Origin of the sequence: Lysinibacillus sp. RC79 (assembly GCF_041262405.1) — a bacterium.
GTDB lineage: Bacteria > Bacillota > Bacilli > Bacillales_A > Planococcaceae > Lysinibacillus.
The window spans coordinates 1-15436 of the sequence record NZ_JBGCCD010000051.1; the positions used below are offsets into that span (position 1 = coordinate 1).

Consider the following 15436-nt stretch of genomic DNA (forward strand, 5'->3'; position numbering starts at 1 on the left):
CTTTCGAACCGCCGTATACGGAACCGTACGTACGGTGGTGGGAGAGGTCGACTAGTCAATTAATGGCTAGTCTCCTACTCGATTCTTCACCAATCAGGCGTTTACGGGTAGTGAATCTCGTGTTGAATTGAGAGTCTTGTACCAGTCGCTTCGCTTTCGGTACAGATAAAATACTGCCCGTTAATGCGGGGTAAAGTGAAACTTTAATCAGTGGGGATTTTCTTTATCCCCACTGATTATTAGTCTTCACCAATCGGGCGTTTACGGGCAGTGAATCTCGTGTTGAATTGAGAGTCTTGTACCAGTCGCTTCGCTTTCGGTACAGATAAATTACTGCCCGTTAATGCGGGGTTAATATTGATTAAATGATGAAAAGATGACTCTGATATGTGCTGTCGGAGTCATCTTTTTTAATCTATAAAAAGGTTTTTAACTTGAAATTATTCTGGCGTGGATGCTTGCCAAACTGTTGCAAGTAACGCGATGCCTTCTTGGATTTGCTCAAGGGTTAGCCCACCGTAGCCCATAAGGACCATAGCATAGTTAGTGCCTTGCTGATAGGAGGTTGCACATGGGTAGACTTTGATTCCTACCTCATGTGCAAGCCTAATTGCATCCTGTTCAGAAAGCCTTTTTGGTAACTTCAAAACGATGTGTAGTCCAGATTTTTCACCAATTACTTCGAATTCCTTAGAAAAATGGGTGTTAATAGCTGCTAGTAATGTCTGTTGCTTTTTGCGATAAATAGTGCGCATTTTGGCTAAATGCTTATCGAAAAAGCCTTGAGCAATAAAATCGGCTAACACAAGCTGATCTATTTTTGAGACAACAGATTTTTGTTCCTGATTAAATAGCATAAATTCTTCGACTAACGATTTAGGCAAAATCATATAACTAATGCGCAACGATGGGATAAGTGTTTTAGAAAAGGTTCCGAAATAAATAACACGTTGCAGCTGATCCATTTTTGCTAAAGAGGGGATAGGGAGCCCCTTATAACGAAATTCTGAGTCATAGTCATCCTCAATAATATATGCCTTCTCAGAAGTAGCCCATTGCAGAAGTGCTGCACGCCGTTCAACAGGCATGACCATACCAAGTGGAAACTGGTGTGCAGGTGTTGTGTATAACATGTGGATTGAATTTTCCGGTATGGTAACCCCTAAGTTATCAACAGGAATAGCATGAGTTGTTAATCCACATTGTTGCAATGTTGCACTTACTCTTTTAAAGCCAGGTTCCTCTAAGCCAAAGTGTGCTTTTGGGCCAAAAAAGTGACATAGAGCTTGAAGTTGATTTTGTGTACCACTATAAACAAATACCTGTGATGCTTCACAAGTAACTCCTCTTGAACGTTCTACATAGCGAGCGATTTCTGTCCGCAATATAGCTTCTCCTTGCCAAGGACTTGTCGTTAAATTATCCACATTGAAGTGTTTTTTCAACAGCTTATGCCAGATCGAAAATGGAAAATCCTCCTTATCCACATGTCCGTTATTAAAATCAAATTTTATAGTATATGTAGTTTGTGTTATAGCTGTGGATATATGCTGCTTTTGCTGCTGTTCCCATTCAAATTCAAAGGGTGCTATAAAATAACCAGAGCGTTCCTTACTATAGATATAGCCTTCAGCTAGTAATTGCTCATAAGCCTCCTTAATCGTATGGATACTAACATCAAGCGTTTTAGCAAGTGTTCGTTTAGAAGGTAATTGCTCATGGGCCAGTAGTTTTTTTCTTAAAATTGCTTGTTTTATTTGTTCGTAAATTTGCACGTATTTCGATGCATCTCCAGTAAATGAGATCGATAACTCCAAAACATTTCACCTCCTGGTACGGTTTATTTTTTGAAAATTGGTTCTATCTATCATATCAAAAATGCCGTTAAATATTAAAAAAGGAGTGAAGCAAAATGAATTTTATAGCGTTAGAAAATGAGGTCGTATTACTTAAGCCATTACAACAAGAGGATATGCAAGGGATATTAGAGGCAGGTAGTTATCCAGAGATTTGGCCACATATGTCCACAACAATTGAGAAGATGGACGATGTGAATAACTTTGTGGACAAGGCATTACTAACAAAACGTGAAAAAACTGAGTTCCCATTTGTCATTGTGGATAAAAAGTCTGGACAAATCATCGGTTCGACTCGGTTTATGGATATTGATGAAACGCATCAACGGCTTGAAATAGGTACTACATGGATTACACCTGCTTTTTGGCGTACGGCCATTAATACGAATTGTAAATATTTATTATTACAATATTGCTTTGAGGTATTAAATCTACAGCGTGTACAAATTAAAACAGACCATGAAAATGTGCGTTCCCAAAAGGCAATCGAACTTATAGGTGCAACAAAGGAGGGGGTCTTACGTAACCATATGGTGCGTAAGGATGGCACAACCCGCCATACTGTGATGTATAGCATTACTCTACAAGAATGGCCACAAGTGAAAAAGCATTTACAGCAGTTGCTAGTTAAGTTTTCTAAATGATAATGGAGAAAATACTATAATTAATCACTGAAAATTAGACGCCCTCAGGAAAGCTCAGTCGGATTGAAAATCAGCCACAAGCTATGGTCATGATCCATTATTATACAAAAAAAGAATGGTCATTAGTCGACCATTCTTTTTTTATAAATAAATCCTGCTATAATCCAAGTTACTAGGGACCAAACAATGATTGTAGCCATTGGAATAATGACATCCATTGTTGTGTATGTTCCTTCTAAAGCTTCTGCTAATAGTAGCAATTGAGAACTTGGTAACCACTCTGCAATTTTTAAAATAGGAAAGGCAGACGATAATGCTAGGGCAAAAGAGCCAAACCCGAAAATAAGGATAACAGGTAGAATGATAAGAGATCCTTCCATAACTGTTTTGGCGAATAATCCACACACTGTTCCTATTGCAATATAGAACACAGTCGAAAGTATTAAAGCAATAGCTAAGATGAAAAGATTAGCTGGGCTATAGCCAACAATGAAAATAGTCAATGCTACAATTACCATTGTAAGGATAAAGACGAACAAGCTTTTACCAATTAAAATATCGCCAAGTGAAGCAGGGGAAAGCATGAGACCACGAAGCGTATTTTTTTCTTTCTCCTCGGCAATTAGACAGCATTGTACGTAGGCAGTCACCATAGAAAATGCCATATTTACTGTAAGGAAATAGGTGTTGATATTATTTCCACCTGTTTTATTAAATAAAAATGCCATAACAAGTGGCATAAGTACCATAACGGATACTGCATAGTTACGTGAAAATTCCTTATAATCCTTCATTAAAATAGCCTGAATACGTGTCATTGAAATGTTCATACTAAATCACTCCCTGTTATTTGCATAAAAATATTACCTAGTGTTGGCTCGTTTGTATAAATTCGAGAAACTTCGTTAGATTGCATCCATTGAAACAGTTTTTCAGCATCCTGTTCTCCATTTTGAATGACTTCGCAAGCACCATTTTTTAATTCAACTGTAATAGATTCATCGCCAAACTCTTTTTTCAAATCCTTCGGCGCACCAATTGCTCGAATCTTCCCTTTATGTAAGAAGGCTACACGATCACAAAGTATTTCGGCTTCACTCATATCATGTGTTGTTAAAAATATTGTCGTACCCATCTCGTTTAATTTACGCAAGCCATTATATATATGTTGTGTATTAACAGGATCGAGTGCAGAAGTTGGTTCATCTAAAAATAATAATTCTGGTTTATGCATGATGGCGCGTGCAAGTGTAACACGTTGCATCATTCCTTTAGAAAGCTGACTAATTTTCTTTTTGCGATCACCGTATAAGTTAACAAAATCCAACGCTTCTTTTACGGCTGATTTAGGTAATTGATATAAGTTACTGTATAGTAATAAATTTTCCTCGATTGAAAGTCGCGTATATAGTCCGCTATTATCTGTTAAAATACCGAAGCGTTTACGATTGTTACTTTGCTTCATCTCATTTGCTGGACGGCCAAACAATAAAACATCGCCAGCAGTTTTTTCAGTTTGTGCTGTTAATATTTTAATAGTAGTAGTCTTTCCGGAACCACTAGGTCCGAGAAAGCCGAATATTTCTCCTTTTTGAATGGTAAATGAAACATCCTGTAATGCTGCTTCCTTATTAAATGTTTTTTTCAAATGCTGAACATCGATCACTGTGTTCATTTGAAAACCTCCCTGTGTTGTTGTTGATATCTACACTATAAGGAACAATTAGGATCTCAACATTAAATTACAGGTGAAAGGCAGTAAAATAACCTTTAGTGGAGAAATATTTCAGCTGACAGGAGTCGTTTATTTCCTGGGAAATCTACTAAATTCCGAGTATTTCCTTTAAATCTGCGAGTTTATTTTTCGACAAAGGTACTACGGTCTTTTCGTTGCTATTTAAGGCTAGACTGTAGCTATTGCGAGTCCACGTAATGATTTCCCGTACCTTTTGTAAATTAACGATATATGAGCGATGACTTCTAAAAAAGCCAAATGGTGTCAATTTTTGCTCGAGCTCATTCAGTGATAATGTACATGGATAGGCTTCACCCGCAACATATAGCGAAACAACACCCTCAACACTTTCGATATAATCGATTTCAGGGGGATTAAATAAAATGATCTTATCGTTCTTCTTTGTAGGGATCTTATCAAGTCGAATCGGTGCACTTTCAAGAGAGGGAGAAGCTGGTTCTGTCTCATCTTCTTTCACATCTAATGCATGTAAGCCCATTGTATCCAGCCTATGTATTTCTGTACTTGAAACGATTAAATCCTCAAGGTTGTTAGATAGTAAAATGACTGTTTTATTCTGTTTTTGAAGGACATCCAATAACTGAATGACTGTTTGCTTGGAAAACTCATCTAGATTTTGGAATGGTTCTTCTAAAACTTGTATCGGTGCCTGATTAAGATATGTATGAATCAATTTTAAACGTTGCTTTTCTCCATTTGAAAGCTTGCTGATTTTAATGTTTTTTTGCTCCACTAAAGCGAATGATTTTAATAGATCCTCCATCTTTTCAGAAGAATTATTGAAAAGCTTTAAGCAAAATTTGATGTATTCTCGAACCGTCAGTCGCTCATACAAGGCATTTTCACGAAAATGTGTATACGTATTATTTTGCTTCGTAAACCATTGTATTAATGTATGTATTTTTGACACATCCGTATAGATGCCAATAATAATGCCAGGCTGCACGGATAGGTGAAAGTTTGGATAAATTACATTTCCTCCTTCTATATAAGGGTCAATAATTATGCTTTCAATTTGGTTCATTCCTTAGTCCTCCTTAACTTTTTTAATTTCGAAAAATTGTGAGATTTCAGCCTGTGCCTGTAAATAACCTTCATAACAATAGTTGGAATTATTGCAGTCCATAAAACCATGCTGACCTAGATATTGTCTTGTATGAACAGCTGGTAAAATATCAAGTGCTTCTTTTAATTCATGGACATTAAAACTTTTCTCATGACTTGGTAAAATAACGAGTGTCGGACAAGAGGGGAGTACATCCAGATATTGGCGAATGCGTGAACCATAAACGCAAACGATTCCTTGTAATGGCAGCGTTGATAGTCTCCAAGCTAATGTTGCACCTACACTAAATCCGATTAACAGCACTTCATCATAATGTGTTCTAGCCTCCAATATTTTTTCGGTTAGTTGTTCGAGGGGAGCATCAAAGCCAATTTCATTTATGAAATACGCATAAGCCTGCTGTTCTTGTTCATATGGAAATATTTTATTGTCTAAATATAAAGAAATGCACTCAACAGTAGTGTTGGCGTTACTGTATGCTTCAGCTTGCATTTTTATAAAATCATTGACGCCATAAATCTCATGTAAAATAAATATTTTCCTTTTCATTTCAACCTCGTTTTTGCTATTTTCAATAGTGTACCAAAAAGTAATCATATCGTATATTTTGTAAATTTTTAGGGCAAACTCCGTTGTTTCGGTAATTAAAAAAAGTGCCTAAAAGTAAAAAATCCGCGCAGACTTATGTGGTTCTTGATTCGACCACAGAAAGCGAGGTGGATTTTTCCATTGATATAAGCCTTTATTTCATTACGTTAGACATAAAACCTTTCATTTCCATACTAAGCATATTAAGCTCATCAATAATTTCACTAAAGTCCTGAACAAGTTGTGCCTGTTCATTTGTTGCACTATTTATTTGAGTCATGTTTTGCTTTAAATTTTCAAGATTATGATTGATGCTTCGAAGCGAGGATTCAATGTTAGTAGTAGCAGTCGTTGTTTCAGTAGAAAGCTTGCGAACTTCTTGTGCGACTATATTAAATCCGGCACCATGCTGGCCTGCTCGTGCTGCCTCAATCGATGCATTTAATCCGAGTAGATTTGTTTGACGAGAAATACTTTTTATTAAATCGGTAATACCATTTGTTTTTTCAGCGTCCTCTAAAGCGAATTGTGTCTGTTTATTAATTTCCTCACTAGTTGCAGCTAGCTCCTCTGAATGAGAGGCGATTGTATGTACTTTATCCTGTAGGTTTTGGATAATATCATTCATAGTAAGAATATATTTCTCCATTTGGAGAGAATGGTCAATAGGTAATCCAAAAGCTAATGCGCCTAGGATATGCCCATTTTCACGAACGGGAAAAGAAAATCCGTTAAAATCCACACCATAAACCTCTTTTGGTACAGGTGCATCAGTGCTTTTTCCTTTGAGTGGGAGATTTAAAATTGCATCATCTGAGTGAATTTTTTGTCCATTTTTATAACCAGCATCTAACCGTTTCCCAGGTAAATAAACAACAATGCTCTCACTTTCTTTATCTACTAATGCCATCATGGCTTCACCCTTCATAGCTAAATGAATGTAAGGCAATGACGCTGATAATGCTTCAATAATATTCATAGTAACCTCCTCGGTTTATGTAAGCTCTGTTAGCATAATCTCGCCATTCTAAAAAAACGTAATTTTTTGGAAAGTAATACTACTTTAATTGTATGTAAAAAGGAAGAGAATAAAAAGACTATCTTAATACCATTATCCTTTTAAAAAGTACGAAATTAAGGTCCTATATGTTTATTTTGTTTAAAAAGGGGTTGGATTTTACGTAGTGCTCTTTTGCAAAATGTGGGGTTGATTTCCGTTCCGGCTGGGCGCGTCCGATGAGCCGCTTCACTCGCGCCGCTCGCTCCAGGGTCTCGGGCCAACACGAGGTTGGTCACGAAGGCGTTATCACAGGATGTGATGCTCTTAGCCTTCGTTCCACTATTGCTGATCCCCAAGGAGTCGCCCAGCCTCCACTACAATCAACCACTTTGCCAAGAATGTATCTTCTGGCATGTCATTCTAATTTTTAGACATATAACGAAACTTCAGCAATGTTTTTACCTGTGCGAACGCGCAGTGTTAACGTAGTGGCAGCAACAACGAGTGTTTTATACGAAAGCAAAGCGACAGCAGAGATATATTCGCTTCGCTGTTATAAGTCATTCGTACAAATATAGTGATAAGCCAAAGCGCTCACTTTTGAAATGCATAAAATTGATAAAAGTTCTACGCAATGTTGATTTTCACTGATAGAAAAAATTTATAAGGTGTTTTTCTTTCGCAAAACCTTAACATAGCTTTCTCTTTTTTGGACAACCTAAACTTAGAAATAATGGCATGAGGTGATGATCGTGAAAATAGAAAGGTCGTCCGAATGGGAAGAAGGCTTTATCAATAAATTAAATCCACTTGAAAAATGGGATAGTTGGACATTGTACAAGATGAATTATGACATTGTGAAAATGAAGTTAATTCCTGATTTCACAGGTTTACAGGCGACAAAGTATTTACCAAATTTAAAACCGCTTAAGCACCAGTTGGAAGCAGCAGAAACAGTGATTGAACGTATGAATGGTAAAGCGATTTTAGCTGATGAGGTAGGTCTTGGTAAAACAATTGAAGCAGGTTTAATTTTAAAGGAATATCTGATTCGAGGACTCGTAAAAAGAGCGTTAATATTAGCTCCAGCATCTCTTATTAATCAGTGGGTTGAAGAATTAAATATAAAGTTTCACATTCCGGCAATAGCTTATAAAAAAAATGTTCCGATAGAGCGCTACGATGTCCTTATTATGAGTCTGGATACGGCAAAGAAGAGTCCTCATAAAGAGCGCATTTATGAGCAGGATTACGACATGATTATTATCGATGAGGCTCATAAACTAAAAAATCATAAAACTCAAATTTATGAATTTGTACAAGGTTTAAAGAAAAAGTTTTGTTTATTATTAACGGCAACACCGATTCAAAACGATGTCTTTGAATTATTTTATCTTATTTCTTTACTTAAGCCTGGTCATCTTGGCAATTATGATACATTTCAATCTGCATTCTCGGCAAGTAAGCATGATTTAGAGCATGATGATTATTTAAAGGAATTAGTGAACCAGGTGATGGTGAGGAATAGGAGAGAGGACACGGGTATAGAATGGACAAATCGCCGTGTTCAAATTGTTCCTATCCAATTTACGAAGGAAGAAGAGGAAATTTATAATCTGCTCGGAACGCTGCAAAATACAGCCTCTTTTTCAATGATTACATTGCAGAAGGAAATGTGTAGTAGCAAAGAAGCAACAGCTTTAACATTATCTAAAATGATTGAAGACAATGCACAATCACAAGAAATTGAAGAAATACTAGTAAAGTTAATGGCCTTAGAAGTGAATTCAAAGGCGAAAAAGGCACTTGAAATAATCGAACAGGCCAAGGATAAAGTGATTATTTTTACAGAGTATAGAGCTACTCAAATTTATTTGCAATGGTATTTACATTCTAACGGTATAACGAGTGTCCTGTTCAACGGTAAATTCAATAAAAGCAAACGTGATTATATGAAGCATCTTTTTAAAGAAATGGCACAGGTTCTAATCGCAACAGAGGCAGGTGGTGAGGGGATTAACCTTCAATTTTGTCATCATGTCATTAACTATGATTTGCCTTGGAACCCTATGAAGCTAGAGCAACGGATTGGTCGTGTACATCGATTAGGGCAAGAGCATGATGTTCATATTTATAATCTGGCTATTGCCAATACGATTGAAGAGAACATATTAGCATTACTTCATACGAAAATTGATGTTTTCGAAAAGGTAGTAGGCGACTTAGATGCGATTCTATCTAACTTTAAAGAATCTGTATAGTGTAAGGGAGAAGGACCATGTATCCACAGCAAGTTCATAGTTATTTACGCCAATTTTTTAATGAAAATGATTGCCCTATATTAGGAGAAGACCATCATTATCTTACTGTACAATTAACCGTTGATATCGATAAAAGAATAATGAATCGACCTTTTTATTGGCAATATGTAGAAGCTACAAACACTGAGGCAAATCCAGCTCAAGTAACTTTCATTACAAATCAAACAGTATCAGCTGGGAGCCTTTATGGCGAAGCTATTCATTTTGGTTCTCCGAGAATGAACCAGCTTTTTCAAGCAACAAGGGAGTTAGGGGCTTATGTTCAGCTTTTTGAAAAGGTGGATAACTCAATAGGGCAGGTTATCCTTACTCCTTGGCTTGGTGTTAATTTTAAAGTGTCGTATTGCTGCGATCGAACGAAAGAAATGCTGTATTCATTTGGCATAAACTTGCTAACTGGGATAATAAAAGAGGATTTTCACGAGACGATATGTACATCTGAATTTGACACTGTTCTAGCGGACAATGCTTTTCATGTACAATATATCATTAAGCCTCTTAGAGCACTTGAAAGATTAAATGCTACTATTGAAAAGATCATTGAACGAGATGACCATTCATGGGCTACTGAAGCAAAAAAACGATGGCAACGTGATCAGCGAGTACTCGATTATTTTTATGAAGAAGAAGAAGACAAGCCAGAATGCTATGACATCGAAAAGAAGGCATTAGAGGAACAATACGATACGAAAATTAAAATAGAAATTATTAATGGTGGATTATTTTATCTTTATTAAACGAGGAGCTGTCCTAATAGTAGGGACAGCTCCTTGCCATTTTAACTTCTTTCAGCGGTTGTCCAAACACCCGCTGAAATATAGGAACTCAGTCTAAGAACGCCACGTCCTGTGGCAACGACTGAGTGACCAACATCATGCTGCTGTCGCTACGTTAGCACTACGCTTTCTCGCAAAAAACATCTGTTGGCCTAAAGCCTCCGGCCGATGTCACAGAATCGGCTTTGTGCAAGCGCAAAGCCGATTTGGGACGCATTGTTTATCTGTGCGAAAGCGAAGCGACAGCAACAATAATGCCGAGGCATTATTGATTATTCTTCAAAAATACTTTGAAGTTGCGCCAATTTATTATCCCAAAATAAATCAAAGTACTGTAACCAGTCTTCAATTTCTTTTAGTTTGTCAGCATGTAATGTGTATATTTTTTCTCGTCCCTTTTTCTGAGCAGAAACTAGCTCAGCCTGTTCTAAAATTTTCAAATGCTTCACGACAGCTGTTCGGCTTATAGAAAAATTTTCAGAAATAAGTGAGATGGGTTTATCACTTGAGGCAAGTAGCTGTAGGACATGACGTCTTGTCGGATCAGCGATTGCTTGAAAAACATCATACTTTACAGCAAGCTGTGTCATTGTGATTCCACAACCGCTTTTAATTTTTGACCGACAATCATTGTCCAGCCGCCATCCATATTTTTTCGAACAGCTTCAGTAGGCATTTTAGCTTTAGGAATGATATGTGAAGCTTCTTTCCAGCCACCATGTGTTAACGTGAATTCGGTTTGCTCACCAACTTCTTTCAGTTCAAAAGTGATAAACCAGCCATCTGTATCCCATGCAAAACGAACAAAGTGTGGAGCATTAATTTGTTCTACTCGACATGGTGAAGGGCCGAACGGTGACTGTATTGTAAATTCATGACCTTCAATTGCCTTAAAATCATTTGGCATAAGCCAAGAAGCAATCTTTTCAGCGTCCGTTACTGTTTCCCATACTTTTTCAATTGGTGCATTGAGTGTAACGGTTTTAACAATATTCTCTAGTTTTTCAGTCATTTAAAATGAACTCCTTTGCAAAAATATAACCCTAAGGTGTTATGAATATATAACACCTTAGGGTTATATGTCAATTATAAATACTTTAAATCAGTTGTATTTTTTATCCATCCAAATTAATTTAGAAGGCTCTGATTTCCGCTACGGGCTACTCGCTTTCCTACGGGCGAGCGTCGAGCCGCTTCCTCCGCTGCGCTCCGTGCAGGGTCTCGTCTGTCTCGCTTTCCCGCGGGAGTCGAGTAGCCCTACGCTACAATCAGTTAAAATGGGAATATATTAGCAAAAAAGCAACGAAATAATCTTTTTATCGCTCAAGAATAAAAATATTTTTCCCATTAAACATTTCTGATCTTAGATAATTTCTTTCCATGCCTTTTTGAATAGCTATCCATATGTTAAAATTATTTTTATAATTTTCTGACTAAAAGGAGGGCATTAAAATGGTGAATGTATCTGTCTTTTTATTAATGTGCATTTTATTAATTATTTTGCCTGGCCCGGATACGGCAATCGCAACAAAAAATACACTTACTGTAAGCAGAAAGGGAGGGTTACAGACTTTACTCGGTTCGTGCTGTGGATTATTGATTCATACTTTTGCAGCAGTTGTTGGACTTTCTGCGATTATTGTAAAGTCAGCATATGTATTTGCCATTTTAAAATACGTCGGAGCGGTCTATTTATGTTATTTAGGTATCAAAACATTATGGGCATTACGAGCAATACGTACGCAGCCTCCTGTTGTACAAGATGATACTCAAATTGATCACAAATATTCGCAGCAATCATGCTTTAAGCAAGGCTTCTTAACAAACGTAACAAACCCAAAGGTGGCTGTATTTTTTCTCACATTTTTACCTCAGTTTGTAGATGGTAAAAGCGGTACATTCATGCCGTTTCTGATCATGGGGCTTACTTATACTGCGTTAACAGGATTTTGGTTTGTATTTTATGTTTACTTGTTGGATAAAATTAGCGCATTTATGAAAAAGCCAACGACGAAGGCTGTCATCGAAGGATTGACAGGTGCAGTGTTAATTGGCTTTGGCATTAAATTGGCATTAGAAAAAGCCCATTAAGATTTTATTAAAAGTCAATATATGATTTTTATACTGCTTAACATTTTAATAAGTAGTTTAAAAGACAGAGCTGCTTAAGTACGAAAAAAATCCATACTATACTTATAACTCCGTTCTAAATTTAGGACGGGGTTAAAAATATAGTTGTTTAAACTACACTAGAAAATCTTAATTTCTATCCTTATTTCCAATAAAGTGTACCCTTAAATTTCTCTGGCTTTTTTACATAGCTTTCGATAATAAATCCACAGTCTGTGCAAAGAATGTATTCAACAACTGAACCTAGACCAGGCTTATTATCTGGGTACATAACTGCAGGCCCAGTATGCTTACCTTTCCCTAACTCCTTCCCACCACACTTTGGACATTCTATTACTTTCGTAGAATTCTTCAATTTGAAACCCTCCCCGTATATATGCGAGTCAACTATTTTCCTGATATATACCATTATCTATTATTACGAATGATATGTAAAATAGTTCCATAAAATAGATATTTATCCTTTCTATATTCCGATAACATTGCGTTGTTTGTGCAAGCCACTCTTCTTCTTCTGATAAAAGAGGAGGAGGGAAGAGTGGAGTGTCCTGTTCTAATTTAATATCTTTCGTTGATTGTATTTGGTCTACATATTTTTAAGAAGAAGGATTAGTAGAAAATGAAGAGAATTTATTACTAGATATGCTCATCACCAAAAGTTATGGATGACATTTGTTAAAACGTATGCCATATATAAGTTGATTGGAGTGGAGATCGGACGCCCCCAGGAAAGCGCCCAGTCGGAACGGAAATCAACCACACGTTATGGTGATGATCCGCTAAACGGTAGTTTCGGAATATTTTTTATAACAAATTAGAATAAATAGGGGGTATCTATATGGAATTGCGAGATTTAAAAGCATTTATGACTGTTGTTGAACATGGGAGTTTTACAAAGGCAGCTAATGAATCCTTTGTATCACAGCCTTCATTAAGCAAAAGCATTAAAAAGTTGGAGAATGCTCTTCATGTAGAATTATTAAACCGCTCTACACGCAATATAGAATTAACAGACGCTGGTAGTATCGTCTATAAACAAGGACAAAAAATAATACGTTCTGTACATGATTTACATATATTATTGGATGATTTATCGAACATCGAAACAGGTACGATTAAATTAGGGATACCGCCGTTAATTGGTACACTATTTTTCCCTGAAATCGCTCGAAAGTTTCATAAGCAGTATCCAAAGGTACATTTAGAGCTTGTGGAACGTGGAGCTAAAATGATCGGAACATTAGTAGAAAATGGCGATGTTGATATGGGGATTGTTGTTATACCTACAGATGAAAGGAAATTTTCTGTCCAATCATTTGTGGAAGACCAATTTTTTGTCTTTATCAATGAGTCCCATCCATTGGCTCAGCAAGAACATATTCTATTACAAGATTTGAAAAATGAAACATTCATAATCTTTACAGAGGAATTCACACTGCATGATTATGTTATTAAATCATGTAAAAGCATAGGATTTACACCAATAATCGGCTATAAAAGCTCACAATGGGATTTAATAGTGGAGCTAGTATCCTCGAATTTAGGGGTGACACTTTTACCATATTCCATTGCCGCAAAGCAGACAAATAAAAATGTGAAAATTATTCCGTTACTTAATTTTCACATGCCATGGCGTTTAGGTGTTATTACGAAGAAAAATACATATCAATCTTTTGCATTAAAGCAGTTACTCAATACAATACGTTCTGAAAAATAATTTATGCACTTTTAGAATAAATAGTATTCTAATTAATTCCTTTACTTATAAAATGGTATTAAGGTAGAATTTTTCTTAATAAATGAGCAATTTTAGGGGGTTTCGATATGGGGAACGGGAAAGTGTGGAATTCGTTTGAGGAAGCCGTCGCAGATATTAAAGATGGGGATACGTTAGCGGTAGGGGGCTTCGGGCTATGTGGTATCCCTGAAAAATCAATTGCGGCGCTAGTACAAATGGGAACAAAGGACTTAACAGTTGTAAGCAATAACTGCGGTGTGGATGATTGGGGGTTAGGGCTTTTATTAGCAAATAAACAAATCAAAAAAATGATTGCGTCCTATGTAGGTGAAAATAAAATTTTCGAGCAGCAATTTTTAAGTGGGGAGCTAGAAGTGGAATTGACACCACAAGGTACGTTGGCGGAGCGTATGCGAGCTGGCGGTGCTGGAATTCCGGGTTTTTACACAGCTACTGGAGTTGGAACACCTATTGCTGAAGGAAAAGAAGTAAAGGTTTTTGATGGCAAGGAATATATTTTAGAAAAAGGTATTGTCGCAGATTTTGCCCTTGTCAAAGCATGGAAGGCAGACAAGCTAGGAAATTTAGTTTTCAGAAAAACATCACGTAATTTTAATCCTTTAGCCGCAATGGCAGGGAAAATTACGATTGTAGAAGTAGAGGAAATTGTTGAAGTAGGAGAGTTAGATCCAGATCATATTCACACGCCAGGGGTGTTCGTGCAACGTATTTTACTAGGTGAACATTATGAGAAGCGTATCGAGCGTTTGACGGTGAAAAGGGGGGATGCGTGATGGCTGATACAAGACAAAGAATAGTAAATAGAGCGGTAAAAGAAATACAAAACGGCATGAACGTCAATCTAGGAATTGGTATCCCAACGCTAGTGGCCAATGCAATTCCAACTGATTATGATGTCCTTTTACAGTCAGAAAACGGACTTCTTGGTATTGGTCCATACCCAGCAGAAGAAGCGGTCGATCCTGATTTAATTAATGCGGGTAAAGAAACGGTAACGGTTGTTCCTGGCGCTTCCTTCTTTGATAGTGCCGAATCATTTGCCATGATTCGTGGGGGTCATATCGATCTTGCTATTTTAGGTGGCATGGAAGTATCTGAAACGGGTGACCTTGCGAACTGGATGATTCCAGGGAAAATGGTGAAAGGTATGGGAGGCGCCATGGACCTTGTAGTTGGGGCGAAAAGAGTAGTCGTCGTGATGGAGCATGTCAATAAAAACGGTGAGTCAAAAATAAAAAAACAATGTGAGCTACCGTTAACTGGAAAAGGCGTTGTGCATAGATTAATTACAGATTTGGCTGTTTTCGACTTTACGGATGAAGAGATGCAGCTTATAGAATTAGCAGAGGGTGTCACGTTAGAGGAAGTAAAAGAGAAGACAGCTGCTTCGTTTAGTGTCGCCTTAACAGTATAAAGTGAAACTTTAATCAGTGGGGATTTTCTTCATCCCCACTGATTATTAGGTGTGCCGGGCATGTCCGTCAACTAGGTGATGAAAGTTCACTGTGGACGTTGGGATATGCGAACCACTAGCCAAGTG

The 15436-nt window shown here is 37.1% G+C and carries 16 protein-coding genes; 7 read left to right on the forward strand and 9 right to left on the reverse strand.

Annotation, left to right across the window (positions count from 1 at the left end):
• Positions 1 to 440 precede the first annotated feature (440 nt).
• Complete coding sequence (gene pdxR, locus ABH968_RS26915) at positions 441 to 1817, reverse strand: MocR-like pyridoxine biosynthesis transcription factor PdxR (protein ID WP_370048972.1); 1377 nt, start codon at positions 1815 to 1817, stop codon at positions 441 to 443.
• A gap of 95 nt (positions 1818 to 1912) precedes the next feature.
• Here pdxR and ABH968_RS26920 point away from each other — a divergent pair, with 95 nt between their 5' ends.
• The gene (locus ABH968_RS26920; RefSeq protein WP_370048974.1) at positions 1913 to 2500 is read left to right on the forward strand and encodes a GNAT family N-acetyltransferase; all 588 of its coding nucleotides are present in this window, start codon (positions 1913 to 1915) and stop codon (positions 2498 to 2500) included.
• Between the two features lie 122 nt (positions 2501 to 2622).
• Here ABH968_RS26920 and ABH968_RS26925 read toward each other — a convergent pair whose 3' ends face one another.
• The 5 genes from ABH968_RS26925 to ABH968_RS26945 form a co-directional block, all read right to left on the reverse strand.
• Entirely contained in the window at positions 2623 to 3330 is a 708-nt protein-coding gene (locus ABH968_RS26925) for an ABC transporter permease (RefSeq protein WP_370048976.1), read from the reverse strand.
• A complete protein-coding gene (locus ABH968_RS26930) occupies positions 3327 to 4175 on the reverse strand; it encodes an ABC transporter ATP-binding protein (protein ID WP_370048978.1) in 849 nt (282 codons plus the stop codon). Before ABH968_RS26930 ends, ABH968_RS26925 begins: the two co-directional genes overlap by 4 nt.
• Positions 4176 to 4323: 148 nt before the next feature.
• A complete protein-coding gene (locus ABH968_RS26935; RefSeq protein ID WP_370048980.1) occupies positions 4324 to 5280 on the reverse strand; it encodes a LytTR family transcriptional regulator DNA-binding domain-containing protein in 957 nt (318 codons plus the stop codon).
• Positions 5281 to 5283: 3 nt separating this feature from the next.
• A complete protein-coding gene (locus ABH968_RS26940) occupies positions 5284 to 5871 on the reverse strand; it encodes a dienelactone hydrolase family protein (protein WP_370048982.1) in 588 nt (195 codons plus the stop codon).
• Between the two features lie 193 nt (positions 5872 to 6064).
• Positions 6065 to 6889 (reverse strand): methyl-accepting chemotaxis protein, encoded by an 825-nt coding sequence (locus ABH968_RS26945; protein WP_370048983.1) that lies wholly within the window; start codon positions 6887 to 6889, stop codon positions 6065 to 6067.
• 767 nt (positions 6890 to 7656) lie between these two features.
• Between ABH968_RS26945 and ABH968_RS26950 the strand changes: the two genes are divergently transcribed.
• A complete protein-coding gene (locus tag ABH968_RS26950) occupies positions 7657 to 9171 on the forward strand; it encodes a DEAD/DEAH box helicase (RefSeq protein ID WP_370048985.1) in 1515 nt (504 codons plus the stop codon).
• Between the two features lie 17 nt (positions 9172 to 9188).
• Complete coding sequence (locus tag ABH968_RS26955) at positions 9189 to 9968, forward strand: YqhG family protein (RefSeq protein ID WP_370048987.1); 780 nt, start codon at positions 9189 to 9191, stop codon at positions 9966 to 9968.
• Between the two features lie 311 nt (positions 9969 to 10279).
• Here ABH968_RS26955 and ABH968_RS26960 read toward each other — a convergent pair whose 3' ends face one another.
• Positions 10280 to 10597 carry an ArsR/SmtB family transcription factor gene (locus ABH968_RS26960; protein WP_370048989.1) on the reverse strand — a complete coding sequence of 106 codons (318 nt, stop codon included), beginning with the start codon at positions 10595 to 10597 and terminating at the stop codon, positions 10280 to 10282.
• On the reverse strand, positions 10594 to 11019 hold the full coding sequence (locus ABH968_RS26965) for an SRPBCC family protein (protein ID WP_370048991.1): 426 nt from the start codon (positions 11017 to 11019) through the stop codon (positions 10594 to 10596). The genes ABH968_RS26960 and ABH968_RS26965 overlap by 4 nt, the downstream gene beginning before the upstream one ends.
• A 440-nt stretch (positions 11020 to 11459) precedes the next feature.
• On the opposite strand from ABH968_RS26965, the gene ABH968_RS26970 reads away from it, so the two are divergent.
• Positions 11460 to 12098, forward strand: coding sequence for a LysE family translocator (locus ABH968_RS26970; protein WP_370048993.1), 639 nt, complete (start codon positions 11460 to 11462; stop codon positions 12096 to 12098).
• 181 nt (positions 12099 to 12279) lie between these two features.
• Here the strand turns inward: ABH968_RS26970 and ABH968_RS26975 are convergent, their stop codons facing one another.
• The gene (locus ABH968_RS26975; RefSeq protein WP_370048995.1) at positions 12280 to 12492 is read right to left on the reverse strand and encodes a transcription initiation factor TFIIIB; all 213 of its coding nucleotides are present in this window, start codon (positions 12490 to 12492) and stop codon (positions 12280 to 12282) included.
• A gap of 483 nt (positions 12493 to 12975) precedes the next feature.
• Between ABH968_RS26975 and ABH968_RS26980 the strand changes: the two genes are divergently transcribed.
• The 3 genes from ABH968_RS26980 to ABH968_RS26990 all read left to right on the forward strand — a co-directional run bounded on the left by ABH968_RS26980 (position 12976) and on the right by ABH968_RS26990 (position 15310).
• On the forward strand, positions 12976 to 13854 hold the full coding sequence (locus ABH968_RS26980; RefSeq protein ID WP_370048996.1) for a LysR family transcriptional regulator: 879 nt from the start codon (positions 12976 to 12978) through the stop codon (positions 13852 to 13854).
• Positions 13855 to 13961: 107 nt separating this feature from the next.
• Complete coding sequence (locus tag ABH968_RS26985; protein WP_370048998.1) at positions 13962 to 14669, forward strand: CoA transferase subunit A; 708 nt, start codon at positions 13962 to 13964, stop codon at positions 14667 to 14669.
• Complete coding sequence (locus ABH968_RS26990; protein WP_370049000.1) at positions 14669 to 15310, forward strand: 3-oxoacid CoA-transferase subunit B; 642 nt, start codon at positions 14669 to 14671, stop codon at positions 15308 to 15310. The genes ABH968_RS26985 and ABH968_RS26990 overlap by 1 nt, the downstream gene beginning before the upstream one ends.
• Positions 15311 to 15436: the final 126 nt, after the last annotated feature.

Bases quoted from the DNA above. Each gene is read 5' to 3' on its own strand.
- ABH968_RS26985 (WP_370048998.1), top strand. From the start codon at position 13,962: ATGGGGAACGGGAAAGTGTGGAATTCGTTTGAGGAAGCCGTCGCAGAT.
- ABH968_RS26970 (WP_370048993.1), top strand. From the start codon at position 11,460: ATGGTGAATGTATCTGTCTTTTTATTAATGTGCATTTTATTAATTATT.
- ABH968_RS26960 (WP_370048989.1), bottom strand. From the start codon at position 10,597: ATGACACAGCTTGCTGTAAAGTATGATGTTTTTCAAGCAATCGCTGAT.
- ABH968_RS26930 (WP_370048978.1), bottom strand. From the start codon at position 4,175: ATGAACACAGTGATCGATGTTCAGCATTTGAAAAAAACATTTAATAAG.
- ABH968_RS26955 (WP_370048987.1), top strand. From the start codon at position 9,189: ATGTATCCACAGCAAGTTCATAGTTATTTACGCCAATTTTTTAATGAA.
- ABH968_RS26925 (WP_370048976.1), bottom strand. From the start codon at position 3,330: ATGAACATTTCAATGACACGTATTCAGGCTATTTTAATGAAGGATTAT.
- ABH968_RS26965 (WP_370048991.1), bottom strand. From the start codon at position 11,019: ATGACTGAAAAACTAGAGAATATTGTTAAAACCGTTACACTCAATGCA.
- ABH968_RS26940 (WP_370048982.1), bottom strand. From the start codon at position 5,871: ATGAAAAGGAAAATATTTATTTTACATGAGATTTATGGCGTCAATGAT.
- ABH968_RS26950 (WP_370048985.1), top strand. From the start codon at position 7,657: ATGATCGTGAAAATAGAAAGGTCGTCCGAATGGGAAGAAGGCTTTATC.
- ABH968_RS26935 (WP_370048980.1), bottom strand. From the start codon at position 5,280: ATGAACCAAATTGAAAGCATAATTATTGACCCTTATATAGAAGGAGGA.
- ABH968_RS26945 (WP_370048983.1), bottom strand. From the start codon at position 6,889: ATGAATATTATTGAAGCATTATCAGCGTCATTGCCTTACATTCATTTA.
- ABH968_RS26990 (WP_370049000.1), top strand. From the start codon at position 14,669: ATGGCTGATACAAGACAAAGAATAGTAAATAGAGCGGTAAAAGAAATA.
- ABH968_RS26980 (WP_370048996.1), top strand. From the start codon at position 12,976: ATGGAATTGCGAGATTTAAAAGCATTTATGACTGTTGTTGAACATGGG.
- ABH968_RS26920 (WP_370048974.1), top strand. From the start codon at position 1,913: ATGAATTTTATAGCGTTAGAAAATGAGGTCGTATTACTTAAGCCATTA.